The 24,209-nt window shown below is 41.7% G+C and carries 18 protein-coding genes; 4 read left to right on the top strand and 14 right to left on the bottom strand.

The features are described 5' to 3' along the window. The first annotated feature begins 104 nt into the window (after window positions 1-104). Window positions 105-1,286 carry an AIR synthase related protein gene (locus R2Q85_RS00840; RefSeq protein WP_316809839.1) on the top strand — a complete coding sequence of 394 codons (1,182 nt, stop codon included), beginning with the start codon at window positions 105-107 and terminating at the stop codon, window positions 1,284-1,286. Between the two features lie 8 nt (window positions 1,287-1,294). Here the strand turns inward: R2Q85_RS00840 and R2Q85_RS00835 are convergent, their stop codons facing one another. From R2Q85_RS00835 to R2Q85_RS00820, 4 genes are all read right to left on the bottom strand, one after another. Next, a complete protein-coding gene (locus R2Q85_RS00835; RefSeq protein ID WP_316809838.1) occupies window positions 1,295-2,245 on the bottom strand; it encodes an SGNH/GDSL hydrolase family protein in 951 nt (316 codons plus the stop codon). A gap of 63 nt (window positions 2,246-2,308) precedes the next feature. Beyond that, on the bottom strand, window positions 2,309-2,848 hold the full coding sequence (locus R2Q85_RS00830) for a DUF922 domain-containing protein (RefSeq protein WP_316809837.1): 540 nt from the start codon (window positions 2,846-2,848) through the stop codon (window positions 2,309-2,311). Window positions 2,849-2,944: 96 nt separating this feature from the next. Next, complete coding sequence (locus tag R2Q85_RS00825) at window positions 2,945-3,538, bottom strand: dihydrofolate reductase family protein (RefSeq protein WP_316809836.1); 594 nt, start codon at window positions 3,536-3,538, stop codon at window positions 2,945-2,947. A 148-nt stretch (window positions 3,539-3,686) separates the two neighbouring features. Next, on the bottom strand, window positions 3,687-4,208 hold the full coding sequence (locus tag R2Q85_RS00820; protein WP_316809835.1) for a DinB family protein: 522 nt from the start codon (window positions 4,206-4,208) through the stop codon (window positions 3,687-3,689). Between the two features lie 117 nt (window positions 4,209-4,325). Here R2Q85_RS00820 and R2Q85_RS00815 point away from each other — a divergent pair, with 117 nt between their 5' ends. Then, window positions 4,326-6,494, top strand: coding sequence for a S46 family peptidase (locus tag R2Q85_RS00815; protein WP_410478834.1), 2,169 nt, complete (start codon window positions 4,326-4,328; stop codon window positions 6,492-6,494). A gap of 119 nt (window positions 6,495-6,613) precedes the next feature. On the opposite strand, the gene R2Q85_RS00810 is transcribed toward R2Q85_RS00815, so the two are convergent. The 8 genes from R2Q85_RS00810 to R2Q85_RS00775 all read right to left on the bottom strand — a co-directional run bounded on the left by R2Q85_RS00810 (window position 6,614) and on the right by R2Q85_RS00775 (window position 20,371). Then, window positions 6,614-8,473, bottom strand: a complete 1,860-nt coding sequence (locus tag R2Q85_RS00810) for an FG-GAP-like repeat-containing protein (protein WP_316809833.1) — start codon at window positions 8,471-8,473, stop codon at window positions 6,614-6,616. Window positions 8,474-8,592: 119 nt separating this feature from the next. Beyond that, window positions 8,593-9,831: a sugar MFS transporter gene (locus R2Q85_RS00805; RefSeq protein ID WP_316809832.1), complete on the bottom strand. Its 1,239-nt coding sequence runs from the start codon at window positions 9,829-9,831 to the stop codon at window positions 8,593-8,595. Window positions 9,832-9,834: 3 nt separating this feature from the next. Next, window positions 9,835-11,037, bottom strand: coding sequence for an AGE family epimerase/isomerase (locus R2Q85_RS00800; RefSeq protein ID WP_316809831.1), 1,203 nt, complete (start codon window positions 11,035-11,037; stop codon window positions 9,835-9,837). A gap of 23 nt (window positions 11,038-11,060) precedes the next feature. Next, window positions 11,061-11,888 carry an endonuclease/exonuclease/phosphatase family protein gene (locus tag R2Q85_RS00795; RefSeq protein ID WP_316809830.1) on the bottom strand — a complete coding sequence of 276 codons (828 nt, stop codon included), beginning with the start codon at window positions 11,886-11,888 and terminating at the stop codon, window positions 11,061-11,063. Between the two features lie 16 nt (window positions 11,889-11,904). Then, window positions 11,905-13,680 (bottom strand): RagB/SusD family nutrient uptake outer membrane protein, encoded by a 1,776-nt coding sequence (locus R2Q85_RS00790; RefSeq protein ID WP_316809829.1) that lies wholly within the window; start codon window positions 13,678-13,680, stop codon window positions 11,905-11,907. Between the two features lie 31 nt (window positions 13,681-13,711). Continuing rightward, entirely contained in the window at window positions 13,712-16,945 is a 3,234-nt protein-coding gene (locus R2Q85_RS00785; protein WP_316809828.1) for a TonB-dependent receptor, read from the bottom strand. Window positions 16,946-16,981: 36 nt separating this feature from the next. Beyond that, window positions 16,982-18,184 (bottom strand): DUF5689 domain-containing protein, encoded by a 1,203-nt coding sequence (locus R2Q85_RS00780; protein ID WP_316809827.1) that lies wholly within the window; start codon window positions 18,182-18,184, stop codon window positions 16,982-16,984. A 36-nt stretch (window positions 18,185-18,220) separates the two neighbouring features. Next, window positions 18,221-20,371: a hypothetical protein gene (locus tag R2Q85_RS00775; protein WP_316809826.1), complete on the bottom strand. Its 2,151-nt coding sequence runs from the start codon at window positions 20,369-20,371 to the stop codon at window positions 18,221-18,223. 283 nt (window positions 20,372-20,654) lie between these two features. Between R2Q85_RS00775 and R2Q85_RS00770 the strand changes: the two genes are divergently transcribed. Both R2Q85_RS00770 and R2Q85_RS00765 read left to right on the top strand, forming a co-directional pair. Then, window positions 20,655-21,872 carry an ROK family transcriptional regulator gene (locus R2Q85_RS00770; protein ID WP_316809825.1) on the top strand — a complete coding sequence of 406 codons (1,218 nt, stop codon included), beginning with the start codon at window positions 20,655-20,657 and terminating at the stop codon, window positions 21,870-21,872. Window positions 21,873-21,992: 120 nt separating this feature from the next. Beyond that, window positions 21,993-23,219, top strand: coding sequence for an ROK family transcriptional regulator (locus R2Q85_RS00765; RefSeq protein WP_316809824.1), 1,227 nt, complete (start codon window positions 21,993-21,995; stop codon window positions 23,217-23,219). Window positions 23,220-23,225: 6 nt separating this feature from the next. Here the strand turns inward: R2Q85_RS00765 and R2Q85_RS00760 are convergent, their stop codons facing one another. Beyond that, the gene (locus R2Q85_RS00760) at window positions 23,226-23,639 is read right to left on the bottom strand and encodes a DUF6691 family protein (RefSeq protein ID WP_316809823.1); all 414 of its coding nucleotides are present in this window, start codon (window positions 23,637-23,639) and stop codon (window positions 23,226-23,228) included. A 4-nt stretch (window positions 23,640-23,643) separates the two neighbouring features. Continuing rightward, entirely contained in the window at window positions 23,644-24,201 is a 558-nt protein-coding gene (locus tag R2Q85_RS00755) for a YeeE/YedE family protein (protein ID WP_316809822.1), read from the bottom strand. Window positions 24,202-24,209: the final 8 nt, after the last annotated feature.

The following is a 24,209-nucleotide window of genomic DNA, read 5'->3' as shown; positions in this document are numbered from 1 at the left end:
AATAATAAATTTTTTAGTTTTTATAACCCCGGCCTTAATTGGCAGGGGTTATTTTTTTAATCAAAAGCCCTAACATTCGGGCGTTTGCTTATCTTTGCAGCAACATGAGTGATAACAGGTACAACCAGCGTGGCGTTTCTGCCTCGAAAGAAGATGTGCACCAGGCCATCAAGAATATAGATAAGGGTATTTTCCCGCAAGCCTTCTGTAAAATCATCCCGGATATTTTAGGCAATGATGAAGCATTCTGCAACATTATGCATGCAGATGGAGCAGGCACCAAATCTTCCCTGGCTTATGTATACTGGAAAGAAACCGGCGACATTTCTGTATGGAAAGGCATTGCCCAGGATGCGATCATTATGAATATTGATGACCTGATCTGTGTGGGTGCTACAGATAACATCCTGTTGTCATCTACGATTGGCCGTAACAAAAACCTGATTCCAGGTGAGGTTATTGCGGCCATTATTAATGGTACAGAAGAAATTTTAGCAGAACTGCGCGAACAGGGTATTTCTATTTATTCTACAGGAGGCGAGACTGCTGATGTAGGCGACCTGGTACGCACCATCATTGTGGATTCAACTGTGACCTGTCGTATAGCGCGCGATAAGATCATCAGCAATGATAAAATTCAGGCTGGCGATGTAATTGTAGGGCTTTCTTCTTCCGGACAGGCTACTTATGAAACTGCATACAATGGCGGTATGGGTTCTAACGGACTTACCTCGGCACGTCATGATGTATTTGATAAATCGGTTGCCAACGCTTACCCGGAAAGCTTTGATCCTGCTGTACCATTTGACCTCGTATTTTCAGGTGGTAAAAAATTAACAGACAAGGTACAGATTGATGCCCAAACCGAAGTAACCGCAGGTAAACTGGTACTTTCCCCTACCCGCACTTATGCGCCTGTAATTAAAAAGGTTTTAGAAAACTACCGCAGCCAGATCCATGGCATCGTACATTGCAGTGGTGGGGCACAAACCAAGGTACTGCATTTTGTAAATGATGATGTGCATATCATTAAAGACAATATGTTCCCTGTTCCTCCCCTGTTCCAACTGATTCAGGAACAGTCCGGAACAGATTGGAAGGAAATGTACAAGGTATTTAACATGGGCCACCGCATGGAACTGTATGTCCCGGCAGCTATTGCCGAAGCCATCATTGCCATCTCCAAAAGTTTCAATATTGATGCGCAGGTTATTGGCCGTGTAGAAAGCGCGGCCCAAAAGCAGGTAAGCATTCACAGTGAAACCGGAGATTACACTTACTTTTAATTAACCTGCTATTTCATTAAGCTGTTGATCTGTTCATCGATTTCTGCGGCTTTGATTGCAGCTTCTTCCAGTGGCATTCCTTTTTTCATAGGGCGCTTGTGTCCGGCAGCTGTTAACCAGGCGTCTTTCATGATGTTTTGTTTTTCAGCTATCAGCTTTAAAAGCTCAACCTTTTTGGAATGATGGATTGCTGACAGCACATCGGGTGCGGTGCTGATCTTCTTTTCGCCCAGGTATAGTAAAATTGCTTTTGCCATGATCCAGTGCCCAACATCACCAGGATGTATACCATCAGCTGCCAACGCAAAGCCGTTGATCTGCTGCACTTCATCAATTTTACGGTGCGCCTCCAGGTAATTTTTCATGGGGTAGTGCACATCTGCTACCTCCCAGTTCTTCGCTTTCTTTTGGTTCAGCAACCAGTCTGAATATTTGTCAAGCACAACAGCATAGCCTTTTTTTCCGCCCTTCAATTCGTCATAAACGGGTGGCGTAAGGTGAACAATCCTGATCCCCCTTTCAGCATAGGTGGCATGCAGCCAGTTAATACCTTCCTTAAACTTTTGAAAACGTTCTTTATCGAAGGGCATGTACAAGCCATCGTTCATTCCATAACAGGCAAACACCAGATCGGGCCTGGTAATGGCCATTACCCGTTCCAGGCGTTCATGAAGATCAGGCCTCGGGAATTTACCCCCTGCATGCCCGGTTTCAGACAAACCTGAAACAGTTTCACTCGGAAGGCCCATATTGATGAATTCAATTTTCTGGCCCGGATAATTCGCCGTACAATAGGCTTCCATATCGACGATGTATTGCCCGGCGTAGGTAATGCTGTTGCCCAGGAACAAGACTTTTTTAGTGCCAGCCGAAAAAGGCTGTGCAAATGAATTCATGTTCACGAGCAACAGGCAAATACCTGCAAGGAACGCCAAATATATTTTAACAGATGATCTCATTTCACTAAATTAGGTTTTTAATTGAATGACCCATACCGAAATGCGCTACTTGCTCCTTATTTCTTAATGCTTACTTAGCACTTCCCTATTCCACCTTGCCTGGGCCTCCCTGTTTGCACCATGATTCGTTTCTTCATCGTACCTTAACTGGAGTTTTTCGAACCTGGCATAAAACTTCTTGTAATTGGCATTGATCTCTTGCTTATAATTCCTTGTATACCTGCTGGCATTCAGGGCTTCTTCCACCTGCTTTCCAATAATAAACCCGATGATGACATGCCCCTGCTCATGTTCTACAAGCTGATCGATATTCGCTTCTTTAACCCTTTTCCGGTCAAGGTAACTCCGGGCACCATTTGGTGAAATGTTCACCTTCACTTTCACCTCAGTTGATTGCTTATTGCTTTGGATCTGAAAGTCGTAATCATAATCTATATAAGTCATGCTTGCAAAAGCGGCATTTTTAGGAACATTACCCTTAAAAAAACCCAGATCTATTACAGGAATTTCTTTAAAATACCCCTGTCCTGTAGCGTTTATAACCAGAAATAGTAAAACTAAAAAAAACGCATGTTTAAAAACAAAAAAGAATTTATATCCCATAAAAGATTAATGATATCATCTATATCAAATTACAGACCACATTAAGCTAAAACGAATTTTTATTGGATTAGATCTGTTATCATACCGATTTAAAGGTCACTCAGCAACAGTACCCGTCTCCACTTTTCCAGCCCGCTTATAATTGGCCATAATTACGCCGCTTGGAGTAATAATACTGTCTGCTAACGTAAATGCTGCCGGAATCGCGTCACTGTCAAACAACTTTTTCCCCTTGCCAAGAAGTACCGGGTGAATGTTGAGCCAAAGTTCGTCCACTAAATCATGCTTCAGTAATAGCTGAACGAGCTCGCTGCTGCCCCATACTTTCAGGTCAGCACCTGCCGAATCCTTGAGCTGCTCAATAGCTGCCACTGTGGTAAGGAACACGCTGTTTTCCCAATTTGAACTATCCATGGTATTGGATATCACATACTTGGTAACCTCATTTACACCCGGCCACTGGCTCGCATGTTCTGGCCAGTAAGCTGAAAATATCTCAAATGTTTTTCTGCCAAGAAGAAGATCTGCAGGTTCCATCTGTTTTTGCATGAACTTACCAGAAACTTCGTCAGCATAAGGGGCAGTCCAGCCGCCATACTTAAACCCACCAGATGAATCTTCTTCTGGGCCTCCAGGGGCCTGCATTACGCCATCTAACGTAATGAATGATAAAACAATTATTTTTCTCATGACATTGATGTTTATTAAAGATATAAATCTCGCGAATAAATCACGTCTCACTGCAGTGTGAATACGACAATCATCATGGTTAAATGCGACAGACCCTCTTGAATCATTTAGGGACTGGTTAGGGTCTACTTGAGGCTTCTTTTACAGGCTAATCCCTGTTCCAGAATGCAGGTGGCTCGATACCTAAACTGCGCAGATAAACAGTACCCTGGGCACGGTGGTGAATTTCATTGTCAATGAAATAAAGGATGCTGGAAAATACCTGTCCTTCATACATACCAAAAACAACGGTATTTTCCTGAAACCGGTTTTCGCTGATTTTGGGCCAATAGGATTTGATCTCATCCGTTGCCTGATCCCATAATTGCAGCAGAACTGCTTTGGTCGGCGCTACATCTTTAGCCGAATGGCTGCTAAACCCTGTAGCCTCCGGCCATTCATCTGTTGCAATACCTTTAATACCAGGGCCTGAAATATCTAACAATTCCTTCACCATATCGGCAAATGGGCGCATTCCACCAATATTGTACTCAAATATTTTATCTTCAGGGAAAGCTTCAATTACCCTCCTGGTCAAACGACGGTGTCCAAGCCATTCCTTCAGGACATCAGTACTGGACGCAAAAGTGGCAATTTCAAGTGTTTCGGTGTTGCTGTTTTCAGTTGTCATAATGCTATTTTCTAAATTAATTTTAATTTCTTACACAAAGAAAACAGGGCTTACTGACAACCCTATGGCAGCCTGATATTATTTTTTTACCTTTGCAGCAACACTAACTATTATATGATGATAAAAAGAACAGTTTATCTGCTGTTGTGCACCATTCTATTGTCTTTTGGCAATACGGCTCAAGCAGATGAGGGGATGTGGATCCCCATGCTGATAGGTAAAAACTATGAGCAAATGAAAAAGCAAGGTTTTAAACTTACCGCTAAAGATCTTTACAATGCCAATGGTTCGAGCTTAAAAGATGCCATAGTTCATTTTGGCGGCTTTTGTACTGGCGAAATTGTATCCGATAAAGGATTGATCTTTACCAATCACCACTGCGGTTATGAGGCCATTGCCTCCAATTCAACTGCCCAGAACAACATTCTTGACAACGGTTTCTACGCAAAGAATTACGGCGAGGAAAAACCGATTAACGGCTTGTTTGTACGCTTTTTGCAAAGAATGGAGGATGTAACTGCCCGGGTTAATGAAAGTACCAGGGGGTTAAACGGTGCTGAAAAAGAGGCAAAAATGACAGAGATCTTTAATTTGATTGCCAAAGCAGCTGTTACAGGTCCGTCCATTGAAGCAAATGTTAAAGACTTTTATAAATCCAACCAATTCATTCTGTTCGTTTATGAACGTTTTGACGACGTCCGTTTGGTAGGTGCCCCACCGCAAAACATCGGTAAGTTTGGTGGCGATACGGACAACTGGGAATGGCCGCGTCAGACAGGCGATTTTTCGGTATTCCGCGTATACGCTTCAACAGGCAACCAACCAGCTAAATATAACGTTCAGAATGTACCCTACAAATCTAAAAAGTTCCTTCCTATCTCCATTAAAGGGGTAAAGAACGGCGATTTCTCCATCGTTTATGGTTATCCGGGCCGTACAGACAGGTACCTGACTTCTTATGGCGTTGATCTCGCCACAGAAAAGGTTAGCCCCACTATCGTTAAGCTTCGCGATATCCGCTTAAAAGCCTGGAAAGCTGAAATGGACAAGGATGTGGGCCTGCGTCTTAAATTATCTTCAAAATATGCCCAGATTGCCAATTACTGGAAATACTTTATCGGACAGACTGAACAATTGAAACGTTTAAAAGTATCGGATGCCAAAAGGACGGAAGAAAAAGCTTTTACACAATGGGCTGCGCAAAAAACAGAATTTGCAGGCTTAATGGAACAGTATGATCAGATTTATAAGGACATTGACCCGATCTCGGTACAGCGTACTTATATCAATGAAGGTTTTAATGCATCGCAATGGGCGATTAATGCGTCTGGCATTGGCAGGGCATTGATCAATTTCAGCAAAAGTAAATACGAAGCTGCTGCTTATCAGCAGATTCAGGAAAATCTGAGTAAAGCCCTGGCTGCTTATCAGGATACCTATAATGAAACCGCTGACAAGAAAATATTTGCGCAGATACTGGCTTCTTTTTACAAAGATGTTCCGGTAAAATCACAGCCTAAGTTTTTTGCTGAAATTGCTGAAAAATACTGGACAGGCGCCCCGGAAACTACCTTTGAGAAGTATGCCAATTATCTGTGGTCGAACAGTAATTTCATCAACCCGGAGAAGCTGAAAGCATTTATTGCCAGCAATCCCCCGGCAGAAGCCGTAACCAATGATCCTGGATATCAGTATGCATTAAACATTGTTCCGTCCGAATACATGAAGAATAACTTCGGTTCGCTGGTGGCGGATTTTGAAAAGAAAAAGGCTGAACTTGACCATCTTTATCTTAAGGCGATCCTGGAAAAAAATGCAGGTAAGATCATGTATCCTGATGCCAATTCTACCATGCGTTTGTCTTATGGGAACGTACAGGATTATTCACCTAAGGATGGCATGGTATACAAAACCACGACTACCATTGACGGTGTGATGCAAAAATATATTCCGGGCGACAGTGAATTTGACTTACCAGCCAACCTGATTGAGAATTACAACAGGAAGAATTTTGGTCAGTATGGCAACGACGGTACTTTAACAGTTGGCTTCATTACCAATAATGACATTACAGGAGGTAACTCCGGCTCTCCGGTGATCAATGGTAACGGAGAGCTGATTGGCCTTGCTTTTGATGGCAACTGGGAGGCCATGAGCGGGGATATCGCTTTTGACAAGAAATTTAAACGTACCATCAGTGTGGACATCCGTTATGTACTGTGGTGCATCGATGTACTGGGTGGTGCGAAGAATATCATCAGCGAGCTTGACATCAGGAAGAAATAATTAAGAATAATGACCTGTTTCTGCTGGGTACCCACAGAAACAGGTCAATATGAATTGACACCAATAATTTCGGTGCCTACTGGCTATAAGCAGTTTTTAAACCAAATGAAAATGTAATGCTATAATCCAAAAATGTTAAAATCAAGAAGGATACCGTTGTGATCAGATGCAAATCTAGATCCTGAAAGTATATTCGGACAGATAGCATTTGTCCAACCCGCATTAAAAGGCCCGGGCCTCCAATTTGACACATCAGGAATGGTATTATTTACCGGATCTTTCCATAAAATATAGTCAACGATTATACCGTTAGAAATTGCGTTCCAAGAGTGAAAAGAATAAGGGCGAACTTCAGCGCTATGATAATCTAACTTTTCTAAACCTGAATTGATCAGTGCCTGAATGGTATTGTCATAATGGGATTGCTGACCTGGGGTAATTGTAACGCTTGAACCATGTCTATATCTGTCTGTTATATTAAAGTCACCAACAATAGCGACTGGAATAGAAGTAAATGTTTGGTATCTGGTTATAATTTCTCCTGCTTGCTGCACTCTTTCCGCTTCATCTAAACCGAGATGTGTATTAACAACCCAAACAAATTTGTTTTGGAGTAGAAATTTTTGTGCGATTGCTGCCCTTTTTTCTTTTGTGCCATACTGGGGATAATCCCACAGTTGTAACTTTGTATACGGTATATTACTTAGTGTCCCAATTCCGTGAGTAGTTCCGGTTGGACTATAATACTCATAATCCCATGTCCCTCCCAGTTTAGTCTTAATTAAGTCCAAAATAGAAGGATTAACCTCTTGCAAGCATATGATCCCATATTGACCGGAAAATTCTGTACTAAGTAAATTTGCGAGTTCTTCAAATGCGTCATCCAGAAGCAGAAGTGGTTTAACGCAGCTAGATTGTAAATTGCAAAACAACATAAAAGATTCATCTAAATTTTTCCAGGTTGCAGCTCCACCAGAAGAATATAAATACTCACCAGCGTTTAAAGTGAATACATCTGTCTTATCATCCCCATCCAAATCTCCAAATCGTACCTGATCAATGGTTTCTGTATTTGCTTTTAAGTTTATCCATGAAGTTGTGGCGCCCGAAGAATATTTCCAGCGAACAGCATCTTTGCAAAAAACATCAGTTTTACCATCACCATCAAAGTCTCCGAATCGTAAATCGGCAAAGGGGATGGTAGAATCAGTACCCAGATTTGCCCATGAGCTTGCAGCACCAGAGGAATATTTCCACTGACTACCAGTTTTAGTAAAAACATCTGTTTTACCGTCGCCATCAAAATCTCCCAATCGCACCTGATCAATGGTTTCTGTATTTGCTTTTAAATTTATCCAGGCAGTAGTGCCACCCGAAGAATATTTCCATCGAACAGCATCTTTACAAAAAACATCTGTTTTACCGTCACCATCAAAATCTCCGAATCGTAAATCGGCAAAAGGGATGGTAGCATCTGTGGCCAGATTTATCCATGAACCTGTACCTCCCGAAGAATATTTCCATTGACTGCCAGTTTTAGTGAACACATCTGTTATACCGTCGCCATTAAAATCCCCAAATCGTAAATTAACAAGGGTGGTAGCATCTGATAATAAATCAATCCATCCATTTTCTGCTCCAGGAGAATATCTCCATTGACCAGAAAAAATTGAAAATATATCAGTAATGCCATCACCGTTGAAATCTCCAAATTCTATGTTGCTAAGTGCTGGATTGCTGTTCGCAAAACAACTGCCGCTGTACAAACGACTGGCTCCTAAACCTACATTGAGCGTAAGCAATTTTACATTCAAAGAATTGATGGTCATTAAATTTGATGATGATAAAATTTTATCTTTCGTTTTATCTGGAGATTTTAAATGATCATCAACCTTACTACAACCTGTAAAAACAAATACCAAAATGAAAACTAAATACGGGTAATTAAAAATTCTAAAAAAATCTTTTAAGTTTTTCATGTTTTTTTGTTTAATTATTTACAAATCTATCCAGGATGTATTTGCACAGGGATGTAATACATCGATGCATCGGTGTTGCCAGGCACATCATTTAACAGGTCGATATCAGGAAATAAAAATTAGTTTTTCTCTTTATAACCATTCAGACCATAAAAAACAATATACAGGTAACAGAGAACAGGAATAATAAATGCCAGTTGCCAGGAATAATGATCTTTGATCAGGCCCTGGGCAAAAGAGAGCACTGCCCCTCCTACTATTGCTGTAGACAGCAATCCTGATGCCCTGGTAGTTTGGGCGCCTAACCCTTGTACTGATAAAGAAAATATCACCGCAAACATAATGGCATTACATAACCCTACCGCCACCATACACCATACGGCAAATATTCCTGAACTCATAACGGAGCATACAATCAGGGATGCGGCTAAAACTGCAGCAATGGCCAACACTCTTGCCGGTTGGAAAAACTTTAAAAAATAAGCGCCGACAAACCTGCCCACCAGCATTCCACCCCAGTAAAAGGATAAGTACAAATTTGCAGCATGTTCAGGAACGCCTAAAGTATCCGCAATGTAATTGGTTAGAAAGGTTCCTATAGAAACCTCTGCCCCAACATACATAAACAAGGCTATTACACCATATTTAAGGTTTCTGTAACTAAAAATGGGTTTTGTTTCTGTCCCGGCATTAGCTGCACTGGAAACACTGGTAGTAATGGATGGTAAATTAAGCCGCCATACCAGTAAACCAATAGCTAACAAGCCTGCCCCGATTAAAAGATAAGGCTTAATCAGTGCAGAACTGGAAGTATTGGATTCGTGCAGGCGCGAAAGGATAAAATGTGCCCCGAACACAGGGGCTATCGTAGTGCCCACAGAGCCAATTCCCTGAACAAGAGTTAGACGGGATGCTGCCGTTTCAGGTTTGCCTAAAATTGTAATATAAGGATTAGCGGCCACCTGCAACAAAACAATTCCAATAGCTACAATAAATAAAGCTGCCAGAAACAAGGCATATTGATGATAAATCGAAGCCGGAAAAAATAAAAAGGCACCCAATGATGCGATCATAAAGCCTGCAACCATGCCATTTTTATAACCAATCTTTTCAACCAGTTTTCCGGAAGGAATAGATATTAACCCATAAGTAAGGAAAAAGTAAAACTGTACCAGTGAAGATTGAGAATAGGTTAGGGTAAAACCCTGTTTAAAAAACGGAACCAGGGTATCATTCAGAACGGTAATGAACCCCATCATGAAATATAATACCGCCAGGGAAATTAGTGCAGGAACATAACTTCCTTTTTGATTGTCTGTTGCAACCTGGATATCGCCAGCTGATGATAAAAGTGCCATTTATTACGAATTTATAAGATTTTCTGATTCATTTTTTTTCTTTTGCTGAACCTTTTCCATCGTTTTCCAGAGCTGGTACAAGCCTCTTGGAACATGAAAACATCCCTTCCATTTCCCTCCCTTAAGCGGAAGTAAAATTTCACCCTGACGGTTCAGGTAACCGTACCATTCTCCAAACTCTTCATCAACGAAATGTTCCCAGGTGTACTGGTGTAACTTCTCAAACCAATTCCAACAGCGCTCGTCGCCGGTATGCAGGTATCCTTTCAATACAGTGATCATCGCTTCCACATGCACCCACCATAACTTTTGATCCCATTCCAGTTGAAGCGGAGGATTTCCATTTACATCTAAAAAGTAAAAAATGCCCCCATTCTCTTGATCCCATCCAAACTCAAGTGTTGAAAGCGAAATGTCAACACATTTCCTGATCAGTTCCTGGTCATTGCTTCGCTCTGCAATATCCATCACAAACCACATGGACTCCAGGCCATGGCCCGGATTTACCAAACGCCCTTCAAAGGAATCGTTAAAATTGTTACTGGTATCGATATTCTCCAGAATCACACCGTATTCTGGTTTGTAAAATTTGTTTACTACTGTGTCTACTCCATTTTTCAACACTGTTTCTACCAGGTTACCGTCCAGCAAATGTTCTATTTCCAATACCAGATTACAAAGAATCATTGGCAAGGAGAAGCCCTGCAGATCCCTTGTACCTGGATATGCTTTGCTATACTTTCCTTTTGGATTATTTTTCCTTTTCAGGATGCTGTCAAATGTCTCTCTTGCAATTTCAGCGTAGCTGCTGTTTGCCGTTGCCTTGCTCAGCTGGGCAAAAGCCATAGCCGCAAAACAATCAGAAAAGATATTATAGGCCTGAATAAGCGGCTCCCCTTCTTTTGTTAAGGAGAAATACCAGTCTTTGTTTTCATCGCGTCCATGTTTAATCAGAAAAGCTGCACCTTTTTCTGCTATTTGAAGCCAGGAAGGGTTTTGTTCTACCTGGAGATAAAGCATAGAAAAAGTCCATACTTGTCTGCATTGCAGCCAGATGAATTTATCGGTATCATATACTTGCCCTTCTTTAGTAAGACAGGTAAAAAAGCCGCCGTTTTCGGGGTCGATCGAGTTGTTTGCCCAGAAAGGGATGACATCATTTAACAGGTTTGATTTGTACAGCGCTATATACTCGGTTTCGCTCATTGTAATAGGTATGTTGTTTAAAGTTAATATTGTAGTTCGGCTATAATTGGCACATGATCGGAAGCATAGCGCTCTATCACTGTCTGATAGCTTTTAATGCTAAAATAACTGGATGCCTGTTTGTTCAGCAGGATGTAATCAATGGTGGTAGTGGGATTAGTTGCTGGAAAAGTACTCGGACAAGTGGTACAACCCATAGTCATTTCTGTTTTAATGATGTTCCAGGTATCACTGGTCGGAGGCATATTAAAATCTCCACCAACAATTACCGGAGCATCTTTGTAAGGCTGAATGGCTTTCAACAATTCACGGGCATGGAGTTCGCGGTTACTTTCGGCCAGGTGGTCAAAATGCGTAGATACAAAATAGATTCTTTTGGCATTAGGTAATTCTACCTGAACGATACCCACTACCCTTAATTCTGCACCCGTGCCGGAATTTACAGGCAGTGAATAGCGGGAGCTGGTTTTAATCGGAAACTTAGATAAAATTGCCACCCCATATTCTCCATTGGAGCGGTCTATTGCCTTTGCAAAATAATAATTCATGCCGGTAAGCTCGGCCAGTTTCTTTGCCTGGTCCAGGTTAATTCCTGAACGGGTCGTAAACTTGTCTACTTCCTGCAAGGCTACCAGATCCGGGTTGCCTTGTTTAATGGCGTTCGCTGTAGCTTCAAGGTTAATTACAGTAGCCGCCTCGGAGGGAGGATTGCCTATATGGATATTGTAAGACATTACAATTAAGGTTTCTTTCTTTTTTTCAGGCTCTTTTTGATCGGAAACGTTGCTTTTGGAACAGGATGCACCAACCATAAAGGTAGCGACAGCCAGTATTTTAATGGTTTTCATCATAGCTATTGTTATCAATTTAATTATTCCAGCCTGGGTTTTGGCCAAGCGCCGGGTTCATTAAACGGTCATTTTCAGGAATTGGGTACAGGTAAAACTTATCCTGCCAAACGCGGGGTGTGGTTACCATCCATTTGATTTCTCCCTTGTCACTTTCGGACAATACCATCGCATTCGGACGGCCACCAACGGTTTCAGAAACATTGATGTAATTTACGCCTGCTACCTGGTTATTGGGTAGTGTTTTGTAAAATGCGACATCCATTATTCCGTCTTTGTTTAAGTCTAAGGGGATATTTAAGGCCGGTACATACATACCGTTCCAGGCCTTCTCTATCAGCTTTCCGCTTTTCCAGCGTACCAGGTCATAAAACCTGAAACCTTCCAGGGCAAGTTCTATCCCACGTTCTCTTCTCACCTCCAGAATAACCGGATCTGTAATCCCGGGAAAATATTCAGCCGTTAAATAAGGATCTGCAAGTGTTGGTTTAGTGGCTGTATTTTGGGTAATCCCTGCTCTGCGTCTAAGCGCGCCGATAGTTGTATTCCAATCCGCATCCGAAAGTGTGCCCAATTCAGCTTTTGCTTCCGCATAGTTCAACAGGATTTCTGCAAACCTAAATAAGGGAATAATGTTGTTGTTCATACTTCCACTATCGTAAAAAGTATCGTCTAATACCCATTTTGTAGGCTGATAACCAGTATAAGTATAAGAAAAAAGTGGTGGAGAAACCAGGATATTCCCACCGTTTACGCGGTTATATCCTTTAGTGCGGATGGTTTGTTCGAGACGCTTATCCCGGCCTTCTACTTCATCAGCGAAAGCCATGGTTTTATATCCTGTCTTGCTGGTAAATGGCGTTCCATCTATGCTAAGGTAGGTATTGATAAATGACCTGGTAAAACTGGCCCTGTCGCCATAGGTGGCGCTGGTATAATACCAGTTGGCATCGTGGTATATACCCAATGCATCACTGTAAACATTGGCCAGCATCACTTCAGCGGATACAGGTGTCTTGCTCACAAATAATTCCCGGTAGGGTTTCGAATCCGAGCCACCGGTATACAATGAAAACTTGCTTTGGTCGATTACTGCTTTTGCCGCCGTTTCGGCTTCAGTAAGCCAGCTTGCTGCAGTTTGCTGCAAATTGTAATTCGTATGGTATTTACGAAATGTACCTTCAAATAAACATACTCTGGATTTAAGGGCATAGGCAATGTATTTGGTAATTAGAGATCTGGAACCGTCTTCGGTAGTGCGGATATGCTGTATCGCATAATCAAGATCTCTGCGTACAGAGTCCATAACCAGTACCCTGGAATCCCGGCCTTTCATCATCTCAGGATCATTGACTTCAAAAGTTCTGTTGATCCAGGGCACATCGCCAAAACGCTTTACTTTCGCAAAATAGAACCATGCCCTGAAAAATCTGGCCAGGCCGCTATAATGCTCCCTGATCTCTGTAGGGATAGCTGGGTTTACGTTATTTTCCAGAAAATAATTGATATTCCTTAAGTCAGCCCAGGTCCATCCGGTGCTTTGACGCGGACCATATGCCCCATCTCTAATGAAATCGGGAACATCTTTGCGTGCGATGTAATCGGACATGTTATCGCCTCTGAGGATCTCGGTATGGGTAGGAAGCAGGGTATAGAAAGAAGTGGTATATAGTTCCAGACCCTTTTCACTTTGGAACACCGCCTCTTTGCCTACGGTTGATTTTGGTTGCTGATCTAGTTTGCTGCATGCGGCTAACAGAACGGCTAGTATCGAAACAAAAAATATTTTTTTCATCTTTTTATTTTGTTAATGAGCTGATGACCTTTTAAAATGTAATAGATAAACCAAGTGAGTAACTCTTCATCATCGGATAATTGAATCCATCACCCTGGTTAGAGTTGGCGAGGTCCTGATCGGAATCACCTGTATTCTCTACATCAATGTCTTTGGTGATCTTATGCATCGGCGAATAGGTAAAAAGATTTTCTCCGGAGAAGTAAATACTTGCTTTAGCTGCGCGAAACTTTGAGCTGATGCTTGCCGGCAAGGTATAACCAACCTGGATATTCTTTAACCTGACATAAGCTATGTTTTGCAGATACCGTGTCTGTACTTCCCGAAGGGTTCCACCAGCGGCCCAGGCCAGGTACCCTGTATATCTTGGAAAATAAGCATCGGGATTTTCTTCTGACCAGATGTTGCCGATTTGTGCTGCCGGTGGGTGACCGTAAGGTGCGTTATACTGGCCCCAGAAAGTATTTGCACCACGACTTGGGTACCAGCTTTGCCTTCCAACCCCCTGAAAGAAACTGCTGACAAAAAAGTTATTCCAGTCGGCTCCTAAGCTTAAACCAAACCGGTAACGTGGCTGATCGTTGCCAATGATCACACGATCACCGGGTTTGTCTGCGGTATTGTCTCCATAATCGATAACCCCATCATTATTAATGTCTTTGAATTTAATATCACCGGTACGCCATGCTCCGGTTGCTGTTGAACTGAAAAGGCTTTGGTCAGCTGATCTTCTGATCTCGTCGGCTGAGATAAAGAACCCATCAGTAACGTATCCCCAAATTTCTCCCAAACGCTGTCCTGCGTAATAGTCATCCAGTCTTTTATTAGGATTGTTGTATTTTAAAATTTTTGAAACGTTGTCTGAAACTACTGCTTTTACGCTGTAGTTGAAAGGCTTATTGCTCAGCATAAACTGATCATTCCAGTTTACAGAAAGTTCCCATCCCCTGGTTTCCATATCTGCATAATTACCTCGAGGAGAAGAAGATCCAAATACTGCAGGCTGCTCTACACCGGGAGTAAACATATCTACCGTTTTCCTGATATATGCATCTCCGGAAATGGTCAGCTTATTTTTAAGCAGGGACATGTCCAGCCCGATATTACTGGTTGTAGCCGTTTCCCAGGTAAGGCCATATGGGATTACATTGGGATTCCTGGTATAAGCGGGCTGTACACCATTAATGACACGAGGCAAAGTGCTGAGCGTCAGTAATTCCTGAAACACGTATGAGTTGATGTTACCATTGCCAAGCGAACCGTACGAAGCACGCACTTTCAGATCGGAGATAATATCTTTAGATACCTTCCAGAAAGGTTCAGAAGAAATTCTCCAGCCTGCAGATATGGAAGGGAAAAAAGCGAAACGCTCATTTTTCGGAAATTTTGAAGATCCATCGTAACGTCCGTTGATTTCAACTAAATAGCGTTTATCAAAGGCATAATTAAACCTGAAAAAACCACCGCTAATGTTCCATTGTTCGTAACCGCCGGTAGCTGCGATAGACTGGCCGAGGGCCAGGTTCAAATCTTCTGCATTCTCATATATCAGACCATTCCTTTCTGCACCAATCCGCTTATAGGTACTTAGCTCATAGTTAAACCCTGCCAGTGCTTTAAAATCATGCTTATTGTTAAAGGTTTTTTCATACTCGCCATAAATGTTGGTACTCATGTATTGCGTTTCTCTGAAAATCTCCCTGATATCATTATAATTAAGTCCCAGATATTGTACCACTCCGGGTACACGGCTGTACGGTACTGGCACCCTAACCCTTGTCTCATTGTTCAGTGTATTCTGGAAAGTAAAGTCACCCTTGATGCGCAGTGTATTGTTAAAGAACTTTGTCGCAAAGTTGGTGGTATTCCTTAAAACCCTACGATCGTAGTCCATTCCATTTTTACCATACCAGTAATCTCCAACTGTATATGCGGCAGAGTGTGTAAGGGTGCCATCAGGGTTAAACATCGGAGCCATTGGCGGCCCTTCAGCTACCATATTTCTCCAGATTCCACCATCTTCACCTACATTCATAGGGGTGTGGTATTGCACACTGGAAAAATCAGTATTGTTGCCCAGGGTTAACCAGGGGTAAAGTTCAATTGACCCTTTTGCACGCAGGTTGTACATTTTATAATCATCAGAATTGTATCTGAATAATCCTGGCTGATCCAGATACCTTCCTGTTAAATAAAAACTGGTTTTGTTGCTGCTACCGGAAACGGAGATATTTTGGTCAAGTGAATAGGTATGGTCTTTATAAAGGTCATCCATCCAGTTGTGGTTTTCGTAATAAACATATTCACCCGTTACAGGATCAATTCCGGTTTTTGGAAGGGAGGGATCTAATGAGCGTTTCCTTAATTCTTCCAGGTATTGTGGAGAAAACCGAAGCGTTTTGTTCACATTTTGCGGTGTACTTGCATAATTGTTCCAGCTGGAAAATGCTTCATTAAACATAGAAGCCCATTGGTAACCGTCGGTTACAAAATCAGGTACAGTAGTGGGGTTTTTAATGGCATAGTTACTCGAATAATTGATCTCTGTACGATCTTTTGCCGGCTTTTTAGTGGTAATGAGCACTACACCAAATGCACCACGTGCACCGTAAATTGAAGCTGATGCTGCATCTTTAAGTATGGATACCGTTTCGATGTCATGTGGATTAAGCAATGCTGGATTACCTTCTACCCCATCTATGAGTACAAGTGCACTTCCACCCTGCCCTACAGATGTTGCCCCACGAATATTAAAAGCAGGTGAGGAATTAGGTTTGCCATCGGCTGGCGTAAGGTTAAGGTTAGGCATCGCTCCCTGCAGGCCCTGAGCGAGATTGGTTATAGGCCTGTTTTTAAAAACCTCGGAAGTGACCTGATCTACGGCACCTGTCAGGTTTTCTTTTTTCTGAGTACCATAACCCACCACAATGACTTCATTCAGGCTGTTATTTTCATCTTTAAGCACAATGGTGAAAGTACCTGAAGCCTGAAAAGCAATTGTTTGGGACTTCATGCCAATATAGGCATACACAAGCTCGCCCGGCACTTGAGGAACTTTAATAGAAAACTGTCCATCCGCGTTGCTTACGGTTGATATTTTTGTGCCTTTTAACAATATGCTCGCTCCGGGTAGGGGTTGTTGATCGGATGTAAGGACCTTTCCTGATATTGTCCATTCGCTCTGGCTGTTCTGCTGAGCATAGCTTTGCTTCATAAAAAAGCAAAATAGGACGGCAACAAATAGGATATAGTGTTGTGGTTTCATTGTAATTCGTTTTGGTTGCAGTATTTATGGCTTTAATTAAAATAGGAACAGAATGTCATCAATATTGATACGTGGTTTGTTCTTATTGGCAAAGGGTGTAGAAGAATTTACAATACGGAACCTTACGTTTTCACTGAAACCAGCATTAACCGGAATGATGTTGGTTTTAAGGGTGGTCGATTTGATGTCAACTTCCAACTGCTCCAATAAGCTATAGGTATTTCCTCCATCTCTTGAAATCTCTACATTCAAAGTAGTTGGGTTAACATTTCCAGTCTCCGCTGCTGCAGGGTAAATACCATGAGAAATTTTTATGCTTTTCACTGCCTTTACATCAAAATTCATAGTAACAATCCCTTTCCGGGTGTTGTTGTCAACAGTACCTTGCAAACGGATGCTTTGTAATCCGGTTTTCAGATCGGCAGCTGTATTTGCGGTAATTCCCCCATCTATAATCCAGCCTCCGATTTTAAACTGCAATGTTTTAACATCATAAACAGAACTGGATGCTGCTTCAAAATCTTCCAGCAATTCTTTCAGGCCAACTTGTATATCATCCAGGTTTCTAGGGTTAATAAAGAATTTTTCATCCTGAATTCTCAAAATCCCTGTATATGCTTCTACAAAATCGGGTGCCTGATTGGTGCTGAACAGGGCCTCTGGAAGGATATTGGAAAATACAGTACCAATACCATCTTCTAAGGTCAATTCTCCGGCCAACATTCCAGCGGCGCCGCCAGACAACTCTACTTTTTCCAGTTTTACCAGAATTGGCCCCCAATACCTGGCATTGACAAGTAATGTAGGAAGATTGGTGACTTTGGGACTTAGATCTACTGTTTTCCCTGTTAGTGTTACCTGGCTGCTTTTTAATGAGCTAATTACAAGTTCTCCTTTAACCATAACAGGATTTGTACCTGCAAGATCGATCTGAACTTCAGCTCCCAATGGATATTGTTCTGAACCAGATTCCATTTTGAGTATCACTGCGGCGTCTTTTCCTTCTTCTTGTACGATGATGTTTCCATTACCGATGTTTTTGTTCTGTGCATCGGAGATTACAATACCCTTAATGTTTGTGTTACCAAACAACATGTTCTCTTTTACGGTAACCTTCCGGAGACCTGTAATACTTTGCGGCTTTGAAAGTATATTATCCGGAATGTCGATTTTATCCGAGCAAGACCAGAAGCTTGCAATAAACAGCAGGAAAATACTTAATGTAAATGTTCTTTTCATAAATTATTCTGTTTGGTTAAGGTTGTAAAACTGTTCTTACTTTTCGTTTAACATGGTTTTTATACGTTCCTGAGCCAGCATCTTAAAACCGGGGGCCTGATAGCTGCGCCTGGAATTGTCCCAAAGGTTTTGGTTCTGGCTTTTAAGGATCAATCCGTTAATGATCCAACTTTGTGTCCATCCGGTTAAAGTTCCCCAGGGACCCCATCCCGAGTCAGCATTTGAAGCCCAGTAGTCCCATCTTTTATAATCGAACGCCCTGAACCAGGCCCCATCTAAATCCATATGTGCGGGGCTTCTTACCTGGGCCCTAAGCATAAAATTGGCAATACTTGTGCTGGCATTTGCATATTTCTCCTCTCCTGTTGCAGCAGCAGCTTCGTTTAAACTAAAGAAAGCAAAATTGAGGGTATAGAGCAGATCAGTAACAGGATCTCCGTTTGTAGAAATCAATGGTGCCTCTTTAGATCCATATTCGGCATTGGAAGCTATGCGTTCATATCGTCCAAACCCGGCTTTACCCAGTTTTTCTGTTATTGCACCGTCTTTGGTCAGGTCTTCCAATAATTTGCTACATACAAAACTGAGCCATTCCCGATGTTCCTTTGTATTTTCTATTCTTACCAGCCATGCCAGGGGCAGGATCATCCTGGTGTATTCCTGCTGTATGCCATTAGTCCATTTCCAATCAGGATAGGTTTTCATGGTGATGGCAATAGCCTCTTTTGCTTTCTTTAACAGCGGCTCATGACCAGTTTTGTCATAAAGCCATAAATAGCAAGCCCAAAGCCAGGCTTCATAATGCGGATGTACATTTACGATCTCCCGCTGACCTAATGCCGTCCAGCTTGTTTTTTGCATAGCTGCATCTCTAAACCAGGGGCCTCTGAAACCATTTTTGCCAGCCGTTCTGAAATTACCCAGAATGCCTTCAACAATATATTTATCCCAGTTGCTTGATTCCAGATTTACCGCAGCGCCAATAGCTGCAAGAATGGTTCTGGCATTGTCATCTCCATAATAGGCATCAGGATCTGTAGTTGCCCAGCCAATTAATCCAAAGGAAGGACTTGAAGGAACATTTCTTTCAGCTGAGCGCAAATTTGAGACTTTAAAGAGGTGATTCAACAGATTTACTGCAGTTTTGCTGTATTTTTTCTCCGATAATGTTTTTGCAGAAGAAGATAAAGCATAAGCCACCTCGGCCTGACAATCCGCCCTAAGCCACCAGCGCACGGGTTGGGATCCGTCTGCATTAATAAATGAAGAATGTCCTTCCAGAATACCGAGCGTACCATCTCCTATTGCGGCAGTCTTGTCAATTGGAGGATAAACTACATCTACGCCGTTTTTTGATGTTCGTTTTGTAAAGGTATCCTGCCAGCTGGGGTGAACCAGCAAACGGGAATTATAGAACCAGTCGGTTCCGCGACGTATGCTTTTTTTGACTGCATCCTTTGGTAAGGTTGCACCAGCCGGATAACTTGGGGCAAGATCTTTAATCCAGTGACGTTCCAAACTACCTTTAGGTAAATCAACTCCCATTTCCTGCAAAATAAAACTCCATGCCTTTATCCAGGAAGCTGCAGGGCCAAAACGTGAGGAAATGGCGTCACTTAATTTAGTTGTACCTACAATGAATTGCTGGTGTTTAAAAAGAAGCGGATAGGTTTCTACATCTGAAATGCCAAAATCCGCTTTATCGTACCCCGCCACCTTACCCAACAACAGAAAAGATTTTGCAGCTTTGGCAACTACATAATGATGGTCGGTTAAGCCCAGCAAATCCAATGAATCAAGCCCTTGTATTTTACTACTGTGAACAATACCGCGTTCCAGTTTAATATAATTTGACCGTGAACTCATAGTTATCCCCGGAATTTCTTTAGGGAACTCTATATAAACTTTAAGTTTTTTATCCCGGATAGCCCGAAAAGAAGCCTCACTTATGGCCAAACGATGCTGAGGATAGCCGTCTGCGAACAACAATACTGACGAATTTAATTTTGCTTTTTTAATAGCCTCATCAGGATGGTTAGAAAAAGAAAATTTAAGTTTACAGGCAGAAAGCACTTTAACCATATCGTTATTGGTCGATCCTGCTATATACAATTCTCTTGTTTTTTCCTGGGCCAAGGAAAGCGAAGCAATAAACAAAAACGCAGACAGAAACAAAGCTTTTACCATATTTTCAATTTTATGCTAATTAACATATATTTTATTTACTATTCAAATCTTTTTAATATTTTTTATTAAATACATTAAAGATTAACGATTTTGTTACCATCTTCTTTTGCATTGATTTTATAAAACCGATCATAAACCAATTAAAACTCAAATAACGTTATGAAATCATTTAAAATCAAATGTATTTGAAATTGCAAATCATATGTACTTTTCATATCTTTATAAAAAAAAATAAAATCTATATTAACTATATATTATTTTTGATCAGTAATATCCTCATTTAATGAAGACAACTTTTGAAGAGCAGAATGAGCAATTAAGCGGAATGGCTTACAAGAACATCAGCGTCAAAAAAATAATAATTTCCTACTTGGCAGACAAGGGCAATGCAACAATAGCAGACCTTTGTAAGGAAATGAACTTAAGTATTCCTAAAGTAACTACGCTGGTTGCAACCCTGATTGCAGAAGGAATAGTAAAAGATTTTGGCAAAGTTGGCTCTACCGGAGGACGAAAACCTAATGTATATGGACTTGTTCCTGATTCGGGCTTTTTTCTTGGTGTGGATGTAAAACATAACCACATCAACATTGGTTTAATTGACCTTCAAAAAACAACGATAAAAATAACCAAGCACATCCCTTATCAACTCAACAATGATAAAGATGCCCTTTATGAGCTGTGCAGGTTGATCAAAGAATTTATCCACAACACTTCAATTCCAAAACATAAAATATTGGGGCTAGGCATTAATCTTACCGGTCGCATCAACCATGCTACAGGCTATAGCTATAGTTTCTTTAATTTTTATGAAGATCCACTAAGCACTATTATTGAAAAAGAACTTGGAATAAAGACGCTCCTGGAAAACGACTCAAGAGCGATGGCTTATGGAGAGTTTAGTGCCGGTGTAGTGAAGGAAGAAGAAGATGTGCTATTCCTAAACCTTGATTATGGCATAGGGATGGGCATTATGCTCAATAAAAAGCTGTATTATGGAAAATCTGGCTTCGCAGGCGAATTGGGACACGTCCCCCTACTCGATAATGAAATCATTTGCCAGTGTGGAAAAAAGGGTTGTCTGGAAACGGAAGCTTCAGGACAAGGATTGATCAGAATGTTCAAGGCCAGTGTGGAATCCGGATCAACTACTATAATTGATAAAAAAAGGCTGGATCAACTCCAGGTAAAAGACATCATCGGCGCAGCAAATAATGATGATGTACTTTCTATAGAGCTACTGGCCAAAATGGGCGAAATACTTGGTCGGGGCATAGCCATGTTAATTAACATATTTAATCCCGAACTGATTGTACTTGGTGGCATACTCGCAGAAACCGGAGAATATATTCAATTACCTATAAAAAGTGCTGTAAATAAATATTCTTTAAGCCTGATGAACAACGACACCAAACTGAAACTGTCCAAACTTGGGGAAGAAGCGGGTGTAATCGGCAGCTGTCTGCTGATCAGGAACAAATTGTTGGAACATTCATCCTAACTATAAATTTTATCAGGGTAAAAAAGATTCCCCGAATTCTGAATAAATAAGCTTTAATTTGCAGAAAATAACACGATTATAGCAACAGAAAGTTTTAAAGAAGAATTTGTAATACATAAAATGGGAAAAACTTTTTTCGAAGAATTAAATAGCGAGAATGTAACAGGTGTTGCATACAAAAATGTTAACCTTAAAAAAAACGTGATCAGTTATTGTGCTAATGTGGGCAATGCCACCATAGCAGATCTTTGCAAGGAACTGAACCTGAGTGCTCCTAAAGTTACTACCCTTTTAAGCGACCTGATTAACGACGGATTGATAAAGGATTACGGAAAAGTTGAATCAACCGGCGGACGTAAGCCCAATTTATATGGCCTTGTTCCTGATTCTGCATTTTTTATTGGTGTTGATATCAAACAAAGCCATATCAACATAGGCTTATCTGACCTTCAGAAAAACCTGATTAAAGTATCCGAAAGCCTGCCTTATAACCTCGATAACAATAAAGAGTCATTGGAAGCGCTTTGCAACCTGATCAAAGACTTCGTTAACGAGCTTACCATTCCTAAAGAAAAATTACTTGGCATTGGCATTAACCTTTCGGGAAGGATCAATTACGCAACCGGATATAGCTATAGCTTTTTTTATTTCAACGAAGAACCACTCAGCAAGATCATTGAATCCAAAGTAGGCATTCGCGTTTTCCTGGAAAACGATTCAAAATCAATGGCCTACGGAGAGTTTTCTGCCGGAGTAGTGAATGCAGAAAAAAATGTGCTTTTCTTAAACCTGGACTATGGCATCGGCTTAGGAATACTGGTAAACGGACAATTGTATTATGGAAAATCCGGATATTCTGGTGAATTTGGGCATATCCCTCTTTTTGACAATGAGATCATTTGCCATTGTGGCAAAAAAGGTTGCCTGGAAACCGAGGCTTCAGGCTGGGCATTAGCGAGGATGTTTAAAGAGCGCCTGCTGGCTGGTTCATCATCTATTTTATCTCAAAACAATGCCAATACTGCAGACTTAAAGATGGAAGACATCATCAACGCGGCCATTAATGATGATGTGCTTGCTATTGAACTGATCGCAAAGATCGGAGATAACCTCGGCCGGGGCATTGCCCTGCTGATCAATTTATTTAATCCCGAACTTGTTATTTTGGGAGGAAGCCTTGCCGCAACTGAAGAATACATCAGGCTCCCGATCAAGAGTGCCATCAATAAGTATTCTTTAAGCCTGGTAAACCAGGACACCAATCTGAAAATGTCGATGCTGGGTGAGCGCGCTGGTATCGTTGGTGCGTGCTTATTGGTGCGTAACCGCCTGCTCTCGCTCAGTTAAACAGATTTAATGCGGTAGTTTATTTTTCAGGACACCATATAAATAGGTACCACCCAGAGCACCTGCAATTACAATGGCCATGGCCAGGTAACCATAGCCCAGGTTTACAAACATTGGCCCCGGACAGGCACCGGTTAAGGCCCAACCCAGTCCAAATATGCTGCCACCAATAAGGTAACGTGGATATGCCCTTTCTTTAGCTTTAAAAACAATCGGCATTCCTGACGTATCCTTTAACTTCCACTTTTTGATCAGCCATACGCTAATCGTCCCCAGCACAACTGCTGTTCCGATGATCCCGTACATATGAAAAGCCTGGAACCTGAACATTTCCTGGATGCGGTACCAGGATATCGCTTGGGATTTTGCCATTACAATGCCAAAAAGTATTCCGGCCAAAATATATTTCAGGGACTTCATTGCACTAAAAAATTAAGGGCATAATTACCCATGTCATCAATAAACCACCAATAAAGAAACCAATTACCGCCACCAGGGAAGGAAGCTGCAAATTAGAAAGACCTGAAATGGCATGCCCGGAGGTACAGCCCCCGGCATAGCGGGAACCAAAGCCGACAAGCCCACCCCCTAGCAGTAACAACAGCCATACTTTTGGCGCTGTAAGTGCCTGCAGGCTGAACAGTTCGTCCGGGTTCACCCCCCCTTTAAAGCTGAAACCTAAAACTTTAAGATCAGTAATCGTAGCAGCCGACAGCACCATGTCTTCCGGATTACTCAGATACCTGGCAGAAATCCAGCCCCCTATAACTGCCCCCAACAGGAAAAGTAAGTTCCAGCGCTGTGCTTTCCAGTCGAAATCAAAAAAGCTATTCTTCCGGCCTGCACCTGCCATACTGCAAATGGTTCTTAGGTTAGCCGAAAAACCAAAGGTCTTGCCCCAGAATATCAGCATAAGCATGATGAGTACGATCATAAGGCCGGAGAAGTACCACGGCCAGGGTTGTCTTATCAATTCTACCATATAAATAC

It is taken from the genome of Pedobacter heparinus (assembly GCF_032678725.1).
Classification (GTDB): Bacteria; Bacteroidota; Bacteroidia; order Sphingobacteriales; family Sphingobacteriaceae; genus Pedobacter; species Pedobacter heparinus_A.
Note: the sequence above shows the minus strand (reverse complement) of the source record. Positions and strands in the feature narration are given on the sequence as shown.

Bases quoted from the DNA above. Each gene is read 5' to 3' on its own strand.
- R2Q85_RS00840 (WP_316809839.1), top strand. From the start codon at position 105: ATGAGTGATAACAGGTACAACCAGCGTGGCGTTTCTGCCTCGAAAGAA.
- R2Q85_RS00835 (WP_316809838.1), bottom strand. From the start codon at position 2,245: ATGAGATCATCTGTTAAAATATATTTGGCGTTCCTTGCAGGTATTTGC.
- R2Q85_RS00830 (WP_316809837.1), bottom strand. From the start codon at position 2,848: ATGGGATATAAATTCTTTTTTGTTTTTAAACATGCGTTTTTTTTAGTT.
- R2Q85_RS00825 (WP_316809836.1), bottom strand. From the start codon at position 3,538: ATGAGAAAAATAATTGTTTTATCATTCATTACGTTAGATGGCGTAATG.
- R2Q85_RS00820 (WP_316809835.1), bottom strand. From the start codon at position 4,208: ATGACAACTGAAAACAGCAACACCGAAACACTTGAAATTGCCACTTTT.
- R2Q85_RS00815 (WP_410478834.1), top strand. From the start codon at position 4,326: ATGATAAAAAGAACAGTTTATCTGCTGTTGTGCACCATTCTATTGTCT.
- R2Q85_RS00810 (WP_316809833.1), bottom strand. From the start codon at position 8,473: ATGAAAAACTTAAAAGATTTTTTTAGAATTTTTAATTACCCGTATTTA.
- R2Q85_RS00805 (WP_316809832.1), bottom strand. From the start codon at position 9,831: ATGGCACTTTTATCATCAGCTGGCGATATCCAGGTTGCAACAGACAAT.
- R2Q85_RS00800 (WP_316809831.1), bottom strand. From the start codon at position 11,037: ATGAGCGAAACCGAGTATATAGCGCTGTACAAATCAAACCTGTTAAAT.
- R2Q85_RS00795 (WP_316809830.1), bottom strand. From the start codon at position 11,888: ATGATGAAAACCATTAAAATACTGGCTGTCGCTACCTTTATGGTTGGT.
- R2Q85_RS00790 (WP_316809829.1), bottom strand. From the start codon at position 13,680: ATGAAAAAAATATTTTTTGTTTCGATACTAGCCGTTCTGTTAGCCGCA.
- R2Q85_RS00785 (WP_316809828.1), bottom strand. From the start codon at position 16,945: ATGAAACCACAACACTATATCCTATTTGTTGCCGTCCTATTTTGCTTT.
- R2Q85_RS00780 (WP_316809827.1), bottom strand. From the start codon at position 18,184: ATGAAAAGAACATTTACATTAAGTATTTTCCTGCTGTTTATTGCAAGC.
- R2Q85_RS00775 (WP_316809826.1), bottom strand. From the start codon at position 20,371: ATGGTAAAAGCTTTGTTTCTGTCTGCGTTTTTGTTTATTGCTTCGCTT.
- R2Q85_RS00770 (WP_316809825.1), top strand. From the start codon at position 20,655: ATGAAGACAACTTTTGAAGAGCAGAATGAGCAATTAAGCGGAATGGCT.
- R2Q85_RS00765 (WP_316809824.1), top strand. From the start codon at position 21,993: ATGGGAAAAACTTTTTTCGAAGAATTAAATAGCGAGAATGTAACAGGT.
- R2Q85_RS00760 (WP_316809823.1), bottom strand. From the start codon at position 23,639: ATGAAGTCCCTGAAATATATTTTGGCCGGAATACTTTTTGGCATTGTA.
- R2Q85_RS00755 (WP_316809822.1), bottom strand. From the start codon at position 24,201: ATGGTAGAATTGATAAGACAACCCTGGCCGTGGTACTTCTCCGGCCTT.